This window comes from Spirochaetota bacterium (genome assembly GCA_017999915.1).
GTDB lineage: Bacteria > Spirochaetota > UBA4802 > UBA4802 > UBA5550 > RBG-16-49-21.
In genome coordinates, this window is record JAGNKX010000002.1 from 202234 (window position 1) to 218524 (window position 16291).

Below are 16291 nucleotides of genomic sequence, written 5' to 3' on the forward strand. Positions count from 1 at the left end.
CCGGCAAAATACACAGGAGCACCGGGAAAATGAAGAATAAAAAAAAGCGGGGATACTCATCCTCGCCCTTATATTCGCTCTTCATTGACAGTGTCATTCACCATTGTTACCAATCTTCATTATTCTTCTCGGAGCCATCGGTAGTCCTTATGCTATTCATGATAAAGATAAAGGGACCGCTTGAAAATTTTTTATAGGGTTCTTCTTTATTTATATTGTAGACAAAAAAGTAATGCGAACCCTTGAAACGAAGAACCATTACCGCTGCGTACATGATATCCCCGCTGCTTCTGTTGCGTATGCCTCCACTGTAACCAAGGTTCTCAATGCCGGAGGGGAGCTTCAGTTTGATACGCTTCAATTCGATCTCGGCATAACCGACAAATGTATCTTCCATGAACTTTTTAAGTGTCACGGACAGTTCCCGGCCGGAATCCGGCTCAGGACCCAGCATGACAAACAGCTCCGAATCCAGGGCATACCAATCCCTGGACGACGCGTTTCCAGCGGCAGCCGGTTTCCCGATGATCCGTTTCTCTTCGGCTGAAAGGTCCCATCCCTGAGGAGCCTCAATGGATATCATGCCGAGAGGCACCCTCCCGGCTGCATAGGCTATGCCGCTGTAGAGGATGATAGCCGGGATAGCCAGCTGAAGAATAATCAATAGTAAGCCTTTTTTCATAACCGGATCTCCGTGAATGCGTCAGACTCCTTCGCCGATGTTCCCGTTCCCGTTCCCGTTGCCGCCGTTCATGAGGTCACGGCGGCGCTGGCCGGCGATCTTCATGTATTCCAGCTTGTTCAGGGCGTCCACGAAGGAGTGGATCCCGGCGATGGACACGTCGATATTGGCGGAGCTGCCGAAGGCCTTGAGCTCCCTCCCCTCATACTCCTCCGACACGGTGCAGTGAACCTCTGCGACGGCGTCGGATCCGCCGGTGATGGCCACCAGGTTGAAAGAGGTGATCTTTGCCGTGGTGCCGGTGATCCTCTTGACGGCCTTCACCCCGGCGTCGACGCCGCCGTTGCCGTGGGACACTTCAAAGGACTCGCGGTTTTCCTTCTTGTGATCCTTGATCGTCACCAGCGCCATGGGGGGCGAGAACATACCGGTCGATATCTGCACGTTCTCCACCTTGTAGCGCCGGTGCTCCTCGCCCTTGAACAGGGACTCGCCCACCAGGACCGTGAGGTCCTCGTCGAAGACCTCCTTCTTGCTGTCCGCCAGGGCCTTGAAGAGACGGAAGAACCGCTCGGTCTCATCCGTGTCGAGGTTGTAGCCGAGGGAGGCGAGACGGTCCAGGACCGCGTGGCGGCCCGAGTGCTTGCCCAGGACCAGGGAAGACTTGGAGATGCCCACGTCCTCGGGCCTCATGATCTCGTAGGTCATGGCATTTTTGAGTAGGCCGTCCTGGTGGATGCCCGACTCATGGGCGAAGGCGTTGCTGCCGACGACGGCCTTGTTGGGCTGCACCGACACGCCGGTGATGTTCGTCAGGAGCCGGCTCGTGGGAATGATCTGCTTCGTGTTGATGCCGGTATGCACCTTGAAAAGATCGCTCCTGGTCCTGATGGCCATGACGATCTCCTCCATCGAGGTGTTGCCGGCCCGCTCGCCGATGCCGTTGACCGTACACTCCACCTGGCGCGCCCCGGCCTCGATTGCCGCGAGGGAATTGGCCACGGCCAGGCCGAGGTCATTGTGGCAGTGGACCGATATGATGGCATTCGCTATGTTGGCCACATGGTCAAAAAGATACCTGATGAGACGGTGGAAGTCGGACGGGATCGCGTATCCCACCGTGTCGGGAATGTTGACCGTCACCGCCCCTGCCTCGATCACGGCCTGGACCATTTCCGCGAGGAACACCGGGTCGCTCCGCGTTGCGTCCATGGGGGAGAACTCGACGTTTTTCGTATAGCTTTTAGCCTGCTTCACCGCCTCGACGGCCAGCTTCAGCACCTCCTCGCGGGTCTTCTTGAACTGGTGCTGGATATGGATGTCGGAGCTGGAAATGAAAGTGTGGATACGGGGATTCTCCGCCCCCTGGATGGCCTTCCAGGCGGTGTCGATATCCTTCTGGTTCGCCCGGGCCAGGCCTGCCACCTGAACGCCCTTGACCCTGTCGGCGATCATCTTCACCGCATCGAAATCGCCCTCTGAGGCGATGGGAAATCCCGCCTCGATCACGTCAACGCCGAGCTTGATGAGCTGGTCGGCGAAGATCATCTTTTCCTTCATATTCATGGTGAAACCGGGGGATTGTTCCCCGTCACGGAGGGTTGTATCGAATATTACGACTTTATCTTTATTTATTTCAGTCATGGTTTTTCTCCTTTTCGGGTAGTATGGTATTATATAGGATACGATCCTCCCCAAGCAACAAGGGGCATAGACCCCGCCACCTCCCCGGATTCAGAACATCACCATTATAATCCATTCATATACCTGCCTGTGCTATCCGTTTTACAATCACATCATAACATAAAAAAAGCCGCCACATTCTGTGACGGCTTTTATTGTTTCAGTTCTCAAGAAGGCATCACAAAATATGGCCAGGGAGACTTTCCTCCAAGCTTAATAACAGACCGAGAAGCAGGTTTAGAAGTGATGCCATCATTTGTTTCATCGTTACAACCGGCGTTATATCCTATAATTAAAATCGGAATCGCTTACAAATAATATAGCACAATTTTCGAAATGGTCAACAGTGTCAATAGAATTTTAATTTTTTTCCATTTACCGTCCAGCCAGTCCCGAAATGATTAATACCTCTTGACTTTCTGCCTTATCATGTTCATCATTATTCCCGATGTCATACCATGGATCGCACATGAGGCATCATTCGGGCTTACGGCAGCATCGACACCGGCGACTCCGAATTCGGCCTGGGACACGCCAAGATCGGCTCCATCCTGTTCAACATGGGCATCACCGGCCAGCGGCCCGGCGGCTTCAAACCACAATAATCCAAGCCCCGCATGGGCCGGAGGAACGACATGGGATCTTTTTTTGCAAATACCGTTCTGTTCGGGGAAGATATCCTGAACCGTGTTCACATATTCGCGGGACCGTGGCTGGACGCGGCCATGGTGGGTGTGACGTCGCTGGGAAGCGAGATCTTCTACATGGCCGTGATCCCGGTGCTCTACTGGTGCTGGGACCGGCGGCGCGCCGCCTATATCTGCGCCGCCTATCTCACGGCCATGGCGGTCAACGATTCCATGAAATGCCTGTTCAATAATCCGCGGCCGGATCCGGCGCATCTGCTTCCCGGCATACAGGAAATGGCATCACGGTACAGGCCCCGGGGCCCCGGTTTTCCCAGCGGCCATGCCCAGGGATCTGTCGCCTTCTGGGGGACCCTCGCGGTTATGACCCGGGGCGGGACAATGAAGGCGCTCTGCGCCCTGATGATAATCCTGGTATCCTACTCCCGCCTCTACCTGGCAGTGCACTACCTGGGAGATGTCCTCGGGGGGCTGGTCCTTGGAATACTCTGCCTCGCCGTGATCATACCCGCTGCGATCATCGCTGAAAAATATTATCGCTCCATTAGCCAGATTATACTCATCACCCTGTTGATCATCATACCGATAACTATCTTCATTTTCGTAGCCGGAGATTATATGAACACCACCATGGGGGCGCTGTCGGGATTCATGGTCGGGGTCATTCTTGCTGAAGAGAAGATTCGCTTTAATCCATGGAACAGGCTCCCCATTCAGCTGGTGAAGATAGTTATCGGTATCAGTGTGTTGGGGGCGCTCCGGTTCGGATTGAAATATATAGTGCCCGAAGGTCTGGCTGCGGGATTTTTCCGGTACTGGTGCATCGGCTTCTGGTGCTCCTTCGGTGCACCTTTTGTTTTTTCGAAGTTCGCGGCCCTGCGGGGAGAGGAAAAGGCGCTCTGACCCCAGCCTCATTCATGAAAAGGGTAAAACTTAACAGCCGTTTACCGATAACTATCGGTCCCAAGGGGGTGCTCTGACCCCCTGGTTGACCCCCTGGTTCACTCCACGTAGATCCGGGGCACCCTCAAGCTGATATTGCAAAGGAATTCATAGGTGATAGTGCCGATCCTATCACACAGAACCTCAAGAGGTATTACGGAGCCGTTCATCTCGCCGAAAAGGAGCACATCATCGCCATTGTACGCTGTTCCTTCCATGCCAATGTCCACCATGACCTGGTCCATGCACACGGTCCCGACCACGGGATAGACCCTTCCGCGGATGGCCACCTCCCCCCGGTTTGACAGGAACCTACTGTAGCCGTCGCCGTACCCCACGGGAAGTGTCACGATGCGGGTCTGACACTTCGTGGTATATGAATGATTGTAGCTTACTCCGACTCCGGCCGGCACTACCTTGAAATAGGAAACCTTGGTCTTGAGGGTCATGGCCGGAAGAATTTTCCTTCCATTGAAATCACGTCCCGGATCGTACCCAAAGGGATCGTATCCGTACAGCATGATACCTGGACGGACCATGGTAAAATGGGACGCCGGGGTTCCGATTATTCCGGCCGAATTGGCCAGGTGCACCAGCTCCGGCAGGGCATTCTTTCGAGCCATGAAATCAACGACTTCGCTGAAGCGCCGTATCTGCGTATCGGTGAAATCCCTGTCCGACTCGGCCCTGGCGAGATGGGAAAAGACGCCCTTCACGGCGATACCGGGCAGCTCCAGGGTGCGCCCGATGAAACGCTCCGCGTTGTACCAGTGAACCCCTATCCTCTCCATGCCGGTATCTATCTTGAGATGGACCTTCGCGGTTTTACCGAGGCGTCCGGCGGCTTCCGATATGGCAGCTGACTTGTCATAGGACGAGCTTGTTATCTCTATATCGTGTTCGAGAAACTCTCCGATCTGGTCGGTGTTGATGGCGCCGCACACCAGGATCGGCGCGGTGATGCCGCTCTTCCTGAGATAGACCGCCTCTTCAAGATAGGCCACGCCGAGGTAATGGACGCCCGCGGCCAGGAGCGTTTCAGATATGGTCCTGATGCCGTGGCCATAGGCGTTGGATTTCACCATGGCCATGATCTTCACGTCCTTGCCGACAAGGGACCGCACAATCTCGAAATTATTCCGGATCCTTCCGAGGGAGACTTCCGCCCTGGTGGGCCGGTTCTGGTATGTTTCGATGTTAATCTGCATAATATGATTTCGCCGCGCCATCGGCATCAAAGGCTGCGACAGCGGTAGTGCATCAATAACAATTTGTCAACGACTATCCAGTGGCCCGATAGTTATCGGTTGACAATAGAATCAATCAAATCCCGGCCATTTTGATAGAATACCCTGTCATAAAATTCCTGTGACAGTCCATAATCGGCAAGGGTCCCTATCTCCGATTCACGGGCCATGATAAGGTTCGGGAAATCGGACCCGTACAGGATCCGGTCCCTGTGTTCTTCAAGGGCCTCGTTCCCGAGGTCGAATCCGCCCTTCCCCTGAAACTCCCTGAAAAAGGAAAAGGCCGTGTCCAGATAGAGGGCCGGATGGTCTTCCAGGAGATCCATGAAGCCGCGGTACTCCAGGGCGCCCATGTGGGCGATGTTGGCGGGAATCTCCGGGTAGTATTCAAGGAGCCTGTTAAACTCTGCAAGGCCCACGAATTCGTTGCCCACCGGGCCGGTGCCCACGTGGAAGAGGATGCGCTTGCCGCGCTCCATCACCATTTCGTACATCGGGAAGAGGCGCCTGTCGTGGGGATAGAAGCGCTGCACCAGGAGCTGCAGCTTGAAGCCGAGGACGCGGGGATGGGCCAGCACTTTTTCAGCCATGGCCAGGCCCTTATCGTCGCCCGGATGAAAAGCCGCGAAGCAGTACAGGTCCGGATATTCGTCGAGGACCTGCAGGTTCCATTCATTCAGGGCCCCGGCAATGCCCTCGCGGTGGGCATAGTTGGAATAGACGATTTTTTCCACTCCCTGTTCCCGCAGGTATTCGACGCACTGACGGTAATACATCCTGTATAGGACGTCCCATTTATATCCTTTCGAGAAAAAATCCCAGATGGCATCGAACATCCTGTCCGGAAACAGGTGAACATGGAAATCGATAATGCTGGATGGAATAGCCATGATGCAATTATGAAGTATAACCGGATTCCCCTGTCAAACCTTTTAGCTCCAGTTGATACCTGTCTCAAATTTATGTATATTCAAATAATCCCTTTGTTTGTTGATTATCTAGTTATGCTTCGATATTTTTTTAAAAGAGGATGCTTGATGATAAAACATCTCCTTCTCCTGTCAGCTGCGTTATTTGCAGCATATGCCACGGCCTTCGGCAACAGTGATCCCGACACCTTGATGTTCTATACCATTGAGGCAGCTCCCGGAGGAACGGTCATCGATATAGAAGGCGGAGGCACGGCGAATGACGTTCCGGCGATCATGTACCGCAAAAACGGCGGCTCTAACCAGCAGTTCCGTTTTATTCTTTATGGCAATGAGGGCTGGCATCTTATCCAGGGCCGCGGTTCCGGAAAATATCTCACCGTGGCAAATGACAACGTGGTGCAGCGGTCATTATCGCACAACTATGATACCCAGCTATGGCGCGTCACCGCGGCGGGGGACGGTTACCGGTTCATAACGAAAAACGGCGGCGCCATGGCAACGGGAAAGGCTCCGAAAAAAAACAACGACATCGTGATAGTGACCCGGAGCGCTCTCCCGGGAAAAACCTGGATACTGTCGCCGGCCCTCAATGAACGTGAGACGGCCGCCATGAAAGCCGCCGAGGCCTGGATACGCGGCAATTCAAATGAATACAAGCAAATTATAGGCTCTGCTGCGGGGTCAGAGCAGGGCGCCCTGCTCTTTCAGACAGCCAGGTTTATCCATACAAGCTACCACAAACCCGATGCGGCCGTGCCGGTATATCTTGAGGCGCGGAAAGCAGGCTACGATGAGCCGAACCTGTTTGAATCCCTTGCCGATGCCTACCACGGTTCAAAAAAGAGCCCCCAGGGGGCGGCCTGTCTCGATGATGGATACCGCGAAAGGCTATCAATCCTGGTGAGCGCTCCCTCAGGGACCGGCTCCCGTGCATCCCGCGATTACGAAAAGAAGAGAAAGGCGCTCCTTGAGACAGCCGCGGCCCTGATAGACTTTCACGCCGGAAAGCTAAACAGCTTCACCAGGGGACCGGAGATATACAATGATCTTTCGAAGCGCGGTATCAGCCTGAACCATCGGCGATTCCAGCGATCATGCGCTGAAAGCGCCTTCTGGGCCGGGAACGAAGCCTTTGCCAGTGGCGACTATAAAGCAGCCGCTGCCCGTTACGATGTAGTCATGGCTTTGGATGGAGTGTCTGGCGAGCCGGGGAAGATCATCAAGCGCTATGACCTCGACCGTATACTATCGATCCTGGAGCGGCGCAGGGCCCTTGGAACCATAATGCCCGACTATATCCAGAAGCACACGGCGCTTTTCGTGCTTACATTCAGCGCGCAGTTCAAGGGAAAGGAGAATATCGTATCCATATACAATTCCTATACGGAACAGGACCCCCGGGTGAAAAAAACCATCATAAACCAGGACCTGATGGCCAGGATGGTGGAGGCCTTTACCGGCGGCAGGCTCTCGATACGGTATGACCGCCATTTCCTGAAAAAATCGACCCTCACCGATTTCTACGAATGGAAAAGCAAAAAGCGCGGGATGGTATGCTCTCCCCAGATGAACAGCTTCACGCCGGAAGATGAAATCATTGACATCATGGGATCAACTGTCGCCGATACCGATGTTTATGAAATCTACTGGGACAAGACCGGTCTTCCCCGCGGCGAGTATATCTGCTTCGGCGGCAGCACGACCGGCTACCCCGTCATACCCTACACGCTGAGCATCCCCCGGCGGGGCTTCATGGAAAATCATATCGGGCGCTCCACGGGGCTCGGCCTGGTGTTCCATGAGTATTTTCACACGGTGGAGCGCGTCGGCGGCTTCAAGACACAGGACGACGAGGAAAACATCATTTCATATTATCCCGAATACGCGAAGACCAGGAGCGCGCTGGGATATTACGATTACATGTTCACCACGAAGCTCGCCGCCATGGTCGGAGGCCATGACGCAAAAAAGCTTGAAGGAGGATGGCGGGCCTTTTCATTCTCATCGCGGAGTCCCTTCAGAATGCAAGGTGTCAAACTCAAGCGACTGACAAAGCTCGCCCTTGATATACCCCTGGATCGGCGCAAAGAATCGCGCATGATACAGGAAAAAGCGCGGGCCAAGGATAAAGCCGGCCGCAAGGATGAAGCCTTTGCCCTTTACGAAAAGGCCTTCGGCATAAATCCTTCTTTTGTGGAATTTTATAAACTATCGGCAAGGCGCTCCGCCGCGGCGGGACGCAATGATGAGGCGGCGCGCTCCATGGAAACCTATCTATCCCATGCGGACAGTTCCGGCGATGCCCGGTGGCTGGGCAATCTCCTCATTGAAAAGCTCGACCGTGCCGGCGACGCGGAACGCTATTATGCCGAAGCCTATCGCCTTGGCGCCGGCAGGACGATCGCGCGCATTTCCCTGGACGCGGGATGGCGCTTTTTCAAGAAGGGTAATAACGACAAGGCCCTTACCTATTTTGAAAAAGGCCTGACTGCGGACAACTGTGATGAAAAACTGGAATGCCTGTATCTCAAGGGTGAAATCATTTACAGGCAGGGTTATCCCTCGAAGGGCATGGATATGATGGAACAGGCAATGGATGGGGGGTTGTCCGCAAAAAAATGGTATAAAGAAAGATTTGAAAAGATGGTGAAAAAGGCGGGAGGCAGGTGAAGGCTGCGGGACATGGGGTTTTTTTATGAGCTGCTCTGACCCCTTTTTGAAAAAACAGGGGAACCATCGAATTTCAACTGGTCTTTTTTTTACTCTGACACCGGGACCGAAAAAAGGGCGGCCCATTGGCCGCCCCTATAATGCGCTATTTAGATTCCTGATTATTCTTTTTTTTAGTACCGATAATGGTCCGGTTTATAGGGCCCTTCAATCGATACACCGATATAATCCGCCTGCTCCTTGGTCATTTTTGTCAGCTTGACGCCCAGCTTGTCCAGGTGCAGCCGGGCAACTTCCTCATCAAGCTTCTTGGAAAGAGTGTATACACCGATCTCATGTTTGCCCTGGGCCAGCTCGATCTGCGCCAGGGTCTGGTTGGTGAAGCTGTTGCTCATGACAAAGCTGGGATGGCCCGTCGCGCAGCCGAGATTTACAAGACGACCTTCCGCAAGCACGATGATGGAGCGGCCGGATTCCAGTGTCCATTTGTCCACCTGGGGTTTGATGGTATCCTTTTTACATTTCGGATTGTTCTCAAGATAATGCATGGCTATCTCGCTGTCAAAATGGCCGATATTGCATACAATGGCCCCTTCTTTCATCTGCTCCATATGCTTCCCGGTAATAACATCCAGGTTACCGGTGGAGGTAACGAAGATATCGCCTTCGGAAGCCGCGTCATCCATGGTGGTCACTTCGTAGCCCTCCATGGCGGCCTGGAGGGCGCAGATCGGGTCGATTTCAGTGATGAGGACCCTGGCGCCGAAACCGCGCATCGACTGGGCGCAGCCTTTGCCGACGTCACCGTATCCGCATACGACAACAACTTTACCGGCAACCATGATATCGGTTGCTCTCTTGATGCCGTCCGCCAGGGACTCCCGGCATCCGTAGAGGTTATCAAACTTCGACTTGGTGACCGAGTCATTGACGTTGATGGCCGGGAACAGGAGCTCCTTGTTCTTTTCCATTTGATACAGGCGGTGCACGCCGGTAGTGGTTTCCTCGGAAACGCCTTTAACCTTGGCGGCGATCTTGGTCCATTTCTGCGGATTAAGTTGAACGCTTGCGATCAACCTATCTATGATGATCTTGAATTCCTTGTTGTCATATTTCTTTTCAAGAATCGATGGATCCTTTTCCGCCTTGACGCCCTGGTGGATCATGAGAGTCGCGTCACCGCCGTCATCAACGATCTGGTCCGGACCGGATCCGTCAGGCCAGGTCAGGGCCTGCTCCGTGCACCACCAGTACTCCTCAAGTGTCTCGCCCTTCCAGGCAAAGACCGCTGCCGTATCGGCCTTGGCTATCGCCGCCGCCGCATGGTCCTGGGTGGAAAAAATATTGCATGAAGCCCATCTCACATCGGCGCCAAGCGCCTGGAGCGTTTCAATGAGCACCGCCGTCTGGATCGTCATGTGAAGACTTCCCATGATCTTGAGGCCCTTCAACGGCTTCTGTGCGCCATATTTCTTGCGTACCGCCATGAGGCCGGGCATCTCATCTTCCGCGAGCTGAATCTCTTTTCTTCCCCATTCAGCGAGAGAAATATCCGCCACCTTGTAGCGGAGATCTTTATCAAGCGGCGTGATATCTCTTTTTACTGTAACATTCATCGCAATTCTCCTTTTTAATAATTTATAATGTATTGATATCATTACATCCCGTCAAAAAATCCCGCTGTTTTTCTGATAATAATTTATTGCAGGATTTTTCCGGATATGGAATGAAACATCTCGATTATATGATTTTATCCCTCTATTTTTTTATAGAAACAAACAGGTCGATTTTCAAACCGTCCCGCGCGTCAAACTGAACAAATTCCCGGGGCAAAAATCCGCCGGCCGAAAGCCATTTTTCAATATTCTTTTTTGTAAATCCAAGCCACCGGTGTTCATATTTTTTTCTCATTTCTTCATTCTGGTGCTTATCCAGATCAACGATTATCAGCGAGCCGCCCGTTTTAAGGACCCTTCCCGCTTCCAGTATGCTTGTGTCCGGAGACGGCAGGTGATGAAGGACCATGTTGATAATCGCCGCGTCAGCCTCCTGGTCACGCATGGGAAGATGTTCCATTTCGCCGATCCTGAGCTCGATGCCCTTTCCGTTTGATGCGAGTCGACGCTCCGCTTCTTCCAGCATCCTTGGCGACTTATCCACGCCAATGACCTTCCTGGCCTTTTTCCTGATAGGAATGAGCAATTCACCGGTTCCGCAGCCCAGGTCCGCGGCGACATCGCAATCAGCTATTCGCTCCACGATTTCATCAGAAATATTTACAGTGCCGAATATCCCGAGCTTTATGTCGTCCCATTCCGAAGCAATTGAATCGAAAAACCTGGTCTTTTCTTTTAATCCTTCCTCCAGGATGGCTTTCATCGCCATATAATCTTGTTTCAAATCCTGATTATTGCCGACAAAATCGCGAAATAGGTCGTTAAAGTCGCCTCCACGTCCTTCCTGTGCCGCACTATAGAAAACCCACAGTCCATCCCGGCGAAATTTAAGAAGGCCGCAATCGGTCAATATTTTTAAATGCCGTGAAATTCGCGGCTGCCCCATCCCCATGACCGAGACAATTTCATTGACATTTAGTTCATGACGAAGAAGAAGATTCAGCAGACGCAAACGCGTTTCGTCAGCCAGGGCTTTATAATACTGAACTATTTCCATTTACATTACTATATCAAGATATATTGATATAGTAATGTAAATACTGTTTGAAGTCAAGTTTTTTTATTATTTTTTAAAATTTATATTTTTGGCCGTCAGAGTAATTATTTGCAATGAAATAATATGCACAGGGAGCAGAGTAATTTCATTTAGTAATCCTTCCAGAGATCCAGAAACCATTTTTTGGGTGTAACGATTTTTCAATAGAGTAAAAAATAATATTATCTCTTGAAATATTTGCACTTTCTAAATATTATTACAAATTATATCAATTATCCCGAATCAATACATGAAAATAATCTTCTTAACCGATATACACGGCTCCTTCGGCCAGACAGCATCCCTACTCTACGAATCAGTAGCCGATTTGTATATCATCGCCGGCGACCTGATCGACATCCCCTTCTATAGCATCAATACCGCGATCCAGTACCATGACATACAGACCTATCTTCACACCCTCAGGAAAAAAATGAAAAGGGAAGAGCTGGTGCTGGAGGATTTCGTCAACGAGCTGCTCGATTCCCCCAATGTCCCCGAAGATATCATCGAGAAGGGAAGCGAATACCAGCAGATGACCATCAGGTCCCGGCGCGTCATGCAGCAAAAGTACAAGGTCCTGGAAAACATGATCTCGTTCAAGTCGGCAACGGTATTCGCGCTGCCCGGCAACTACGATATGGACCTGAAATTCACGTCACTCCACGAGCGGGACCTTCACCTGCACTGGCACAACATCGGCGGCCTCAAGGTCGCCGGATACGGGGGCGCCGATGTATGGACCGCGGGAATCCCCGAGCGCTATATTGTACAATACAACGGCGGCATAGGCCTGAACGACCGCAACAACGAGATGTGGAATTTCTTCAAGGCGGTGAAACCGGACATCATCGTCGCCCACCAGCCGGCCCACGGCATACACGACCGGATCGCCCGCATAGGTCCGTCCGGGTCCCCTGCCCTCAGGAATTTCTGCGAGAACAATTCGGTGAAGCTCTGCCTTACCGGCCACATCCACAACGACTGGGGCTTCAAGGAGGTGGATGGATGCGTGTATCTCAATCCCTCCAACTTCGGCGAGGTTACCACGGTGCAGGGCGAAGTCTCCGAGGGGGGGTTCTTTTACCAGATCGAGTTCAACGAAACCGATCTCGAAAAGATATCCCTGAAAAAGATGGTCGGCGATCACCGCATTCACGATATCGTCGAGCATTACCACATTGACGGGAAGTGGCTCGAGGATATCATCGACGTGGAGCGCTACCAGGCGCGGCGGCTGGGACGGAATTACGACATGGAAATACAGAAATACCATCACATCCCCGAGATAGAGCTCTTCAAGGAGATCAAGAACTTCTTCCGCATGTTCCGCACCCAGGAGACGGAGGAGCGTCTTGACGAGCTTGACCATGCCGTGGAGATGCTCAAGGACAGGTTCGATGATATCGCCATGGATATTGTCGGCTCGGTCAACATGGGCATATCCCAGGAAAGCTCGGACATCGACATCGTCCTGTATGTACGGTGCGGAAGGAACTGCCAGGACATGTACGAGCAGTGCGATTATTACAAGAGCGCCAAGGCCCTGCTCGAAACGATCATCGGCGACAAGTACAGGTTCGAGATCATCGACTGCATCGACCTGAACGTCGTCGAGCGCAGCATCATCACGAAAAACTACGAATGCGAGGTGACCCAGCGCTTCGTTGCGTACCGGTCCATCTGCCGCCCGGTGAACTACAAGGCCATCGCGCCCATCGAAGACATCCTGAACGAAGACATTGAATTCCGCCGGGAAATGGAGGGAAGCATCCGGTCATATTTCCGGATCTTCGCCACCACGTCCCAGCACATGCGGTCCTTTGACAAGTACGAGTCGCGGCTGAAATCGATCGGGATCAAGCTTCCCGAATCGATACGGGATAAAATACGGGAGTACCTGCAGGTGACCAACAGGGATAATCTCAACTGGTAAAATATGTTTCACCGATAACTATCTATGAATCCGGATACCCTTCATGTTTAGCGATATATACGCCCCCTATCACCCCCTTGAATCGTGGTTTTATGATTCGGCCGTAGCGCCGGTCATATCCGAATCAATCGACATGAACAACGATCTGCAATTCCAGTTCATGCGATCAATGCCGGAAACGGCAAGAATTCTGGATGTCGGATGCGGCGGCGGCCACCTTGCCGCCTCCCTGGCCGGCCGGCATCCCGGTTGGCGGATCACCGGGGTGGACCTTTCTGTTCATCAGGTGCGGCGCGCCCTGAAGCGCTGCGGGGTATTGGACGAACAAACCCGGTTCGTCGCCGGATCCGCCCTTGCGCTGCCCTTCAGGTCAGGCTCCTTTGACGGTTTGATCAGCGTATGCGCCATCAAGCACTGGCCTGAGCCTGCGCGGGGCCTGGCAGAGTGCCTGCGGGTGCTCCGTCCCGGCGGGACCCTGGCGATACTGGAAGTGGACCGAAACCGCGGCGGCGACGACGAGCGGGCCTTTGTCGCGCGGCAGCGTGTGCCGTTCTTTTTAAAGCCCTTTGCCCTGGCCGGATTCAAATGGAAGGTCGCGGCGCGGTCCCTCACGATGGATGAGGGTGTTGAGCTGTTCAAAGGCACCGCCGCCGCCATCAGGACCTATACCATGCCGGGGATGCCCCTCTGGATGATCATCGCCAGGAAAGGGACAATCCAAGTCACATCTCAAGGAGTAAATGAATGAACCGCAGAATCATTGCCGCCATCATTATGGCGGGGCTTCTCGCCCCGGGATGCGCCACCTATACGAGGGTGAAGCTCGATCCGCCCCTCAAGTTCCTTCTCCTGGGCGATTCCATCATGGCGGGATATTTCGGGTACATGCTGGAGCACCGCCTCAGGGAGACCCCCGGCGTGCAGGCCCTCCGCGTCGCGGTCAAGTCAACGGGCCTCAGCGAATTCATCCGCTTTGACTGGCCCGGGAAGACGATGAACTATATCAGGTGGTACAGGCCCGACGTGCTGATCGTCCTCTTCGGCGGCAACGACTGTTACGCCCTGCGAAGGCCTGACGGTTCGCTGCTGCTCTTCACCGATCCCGCCTGGCGCGCGGAATACGGAGCGCGCCTTGACCGCTACCTTGACGAAATCACGCCACTGGTCAGGCGGGTATACCTGGTGGGACAGCCTTCGACCAACCATCCCTATTTTGAATCACGCTACCCGGTCCTGAACGAAGTGTTCCGCGAGCGGTGCCGGAAGCACCGCGGTGTCCGGTATGTACCGGCATGGGAAATGACCAGCAGGAAGGGAGTTTTCGTCGCGGTCATGAAGGATATGAAAGGGCTCGAGGGGCCGGTGAAGTATCCGAACGACCCGATCCATCACACGCCCTTCGGCGGCCGCGTCCTGACCGAGCTCTTCCTCGACTACATCTCCGACGAGTTCCGTCCCGCGGCGACTGCCTCGCGGTAGGTCCTACAGGCGGGAAAAATCGAGCGTGGCGAAATAATCGTCCAGCGTTTCGGCGCGGCGTATCATCTCCACGGAGCCGTCCTCCTTCAGCAGCAGCTCAGCCGACCTGAGCTTGCCGTTGTAGTTGAAGCCCATGGCATGGCCGTGGGCGCCCGCGTCATGGATGACCACGATATCGCCGATCTCGATCTCCGGCAGGCGGCGGTCAATGGCGAACTTGTCGTTGTTCTCGCAGAGCGAACCGGTCACGTCGTACACGCGGTCCCGCGTCCGATCCTCCTTGCCGATCACGGTGATGTGATGATAGGCGCCGTACAGTGCGGGCCGCATGAGGTTGGCCATGGACGCGTCCAGGCCGATATAGTTCTTGTAGATGTTCTTCCGGTGGATAGCCCTGGCCACCAGGTAGCCGAAGGGCCCCGTTATCATCCTGCCGCTCTCCATGAATATCTTGAGGGGATGGAGCCCCGCGGCCGCGATCGTCTTCTCATAGCGCTCGCGGATCTTTTCCGCCACGTATTCCAGATCGATGGCGGTGTCCTCAGGCCGGTAGGGTATGCCGAAGCCGCCGCCGAGGTTCACGAACTCGAAGCGTATCCCCTCCTGGAGGTGGATCTCCAGGACGAGATTGAAGAGCATGTCCGCCGTGTCCACGAAATAATCGGGATCGAGCTCGTTGGAGGCGACCATGGTGTGGAGGCCGAACCTCTTCACCCCCTTGTCGCGCATGGCATGGTAGCCCTCGAAAAGCTGCGGCCGCGTGAAGCCGTACTTCGCGTCCTCCGGGTGGCCGATGATATGATTGCCGCCGCGCAGGGGCCCGGGATTGTACCTGAAGGATATGACCTCGGGAATCCCGACATGCTTTTCCAGAAAGGGAATATGGGTGATATCGTCGAGGTTGATGATGGCACCCAGCCCCCGGGCCTTGACATATTCCGCGGCCGGCGTATCGTTGGAGCTGAAGAAAATATTCTCCCCGGTTACACCGGTCCGTTCGGCCAGCACCAGCTCCGCCAGGGAGCTGCAGTCCGAGCCGAACCCCTCTTCCTTGAGGAGCTTCATGATATGGGGATTGGGACAGGCCTTGACCGCGTAGTATTCCTTGAAGCCGGGCGCCCAGGAAAAGGCCTTCACGAGGCGCCGGGCGTTCTCCCTCATCCCTTTTTCATCATAAATATGAAAGGGTGTCGGGTATTCCCCGAGGATACGTTCTATCTGCTCCCTTGAAAAGGGAAGTTTTTTATCAGCCATTACACAATCCGCCTCTATCCTGTTTTTGCCGGTTGAGGTGATACTAATGACGCAAATTGAACCACTGTCAAGAAATTATTATCAAAGGCTCAGCCAGGTTGACAACA

General features: G+C 53.7%; 12 protein-coding genes. 5 read left to right on the forward strand and 7 right to left on the reverse strand.

From position 1 onward, the window contains the following. Positions 1-106 precede the first annotated feature (106 nt). The gene (locus KA369_04995; protein MBP7735312.1) at positions 107-682 is read right to left on the reverse strand and encodes a hypothetical protein; all 576 of its coding nucleotides are present in this window, start codon (positions 680-682) and stop codon (positions 107-109) included. Between the two features lie 21 nt (positions 683-703). Next, on the reverse strand, positions 704-2326 hold the full coding sequence (locus tag KA369_05000) for a 2-isopropylmalate synthase (protein ID MBP7735313.1): 1623 nt from the start codon (positions 2324-2326) through the stop codon (positions 704-706). Between the two features lie 674 nt (positions 2327-3000). Here KA369_05000 and KA369_05005 point away from each other — a divergent pair. After that, on the forward strand, positions 3001-3915 hold the full coding sequence (locus tag KA369_05005; protein ID MBP7735314.1) for a phosphatase PAP2 family protein: 915 nt from the start codon (positions 3001-3003) through the stop codon (positions 3913-3915). A gap of 98 nt (positions 3916-4013) precedes the next feature. Here the strand turns inward: KA369_05005 and alr are convergent, their stop codons facing one another. Both alr and KA369_05015 read right to left on the reverse strand, forming a co-directional pair. After that, positions 4014-5162, reverse strand: a complete 1149-nt coding sequence (gene alr, locus KA369_05010; GenBank protein ID MBP7735315.1) for an alanine racemase — start codon at positions 5160-5162, stop codon at positions 4014-4016. 92 nt (positions 5163-5254) lie between these two features. Next, positions 5255-6091 carry an amidohydrolase family protein gene (locus KA369_05015; protein MBP7735316.1) on the reverse strand — a complete coding sequence of 279 codons (837 nt, stop codon included), beginning with the start codon at positions 6089-6091 and terminating at the stop codon, positions 5255-5257. A gap of 147 nt (positions 6092-6238) precedes the next feature. Between KA369_05015 and KA369_05020 the strand changes: the two genes are divergently transcribed. Continuing rightward, a complete protein-coding gene (locus KA369_05020) occupies positions 6239-8803 on the forward strand; it encodes an RICIN domain-containing protein (GenBank protein MBP7735317.1) in 2565 nt (854 codons plus the stop codon). A gap of 173 nt (positions 8804-8976) precedes the next feature. On the opposite strand, the gene KA369_05025 is transcribed toward KA369_05020, so the two are convergent. After that, entirely contained in the window at positions 8977-10419 is a 1443-nt protein-coding gene (locus KA369_05025) for an adenosylhomocysteinase (GenBank protein MBP7735318.1), read from the reverse strand. 142 nt (positions 10420-10561) lie between these two features. Next, entirely contained in the window at positions 10562-11476 is a 915-nt protein-coding gene (locus KA369_05030) for a metalloregulator ArsR/SmtB family transcription factor (protein MBP7735319.1), read from the reverse strand. Between the two features lie 289 nt (positions 11477-11765). Here KA369_05030 and KA369_05035 point away from each other — a divergent pair, with 289 nt between their 5' ends. From KA369_05035 to KA369_05045, 3 genes are read left to right on the forward strand one after another with little or no spacing between them, the layout of a single operon-like run. After that, the gene (locus KA369_05035; protein ID MBP7735320.1) at positions 11766-13451 is read left to right on the forward strand and encodes a metallophosphoesterase; all 1686 of its coding nucleotides are present in this window, start codon (positions 11766-11768) and stop codon (positions 13449-13451) included. A 43-nt stretch (positions 13452-13494) separates the two neighbouring features. After that, positions 13495-14199: a class I SAM-dependent methyltransferase gene (locus tag KA369_05040; GenBank protein MBP7735321.1), complete on the forward strand. Its 705-nt coding sequence runs from the start codon at positions 13495-13497 to the stop codon at positions 14197-14199. After that, the gene (locus KA369_05045; protein MBP7735322.1) at positions 14196-14930 is read left to right on the forward strand and encodes a DUF459 domain-containing protein; all 735 of its coding nucleotides are present in this window, start codon (positions 14196-14198) and stop codon (positions 14928-14930) included. The genes KA369_05040 and KA369_05045 overlap by 4 nt, the downstream gene beginning before the upstream one ends. 3 nt (positions 14931-14933) lie before the next feature. Here KA369_05045 and KA369_05050 read toward each other — a convergent pair whose 3' ends face one another. Next, positions 14934-16184 carry a diaminopimelate decarboxylase gene (locus KA369_05050; GenBank protein ID MBP7735323.1) on the reverse strand — a complete coding sequence of 417 codons (1251 nt, stop codon included), beginning with the start codon at positions 16182-16184 and terminating at the stop codon, positions 14934-14936. Positions 16185-16291 lie beyond the last annotated feature (107 nt).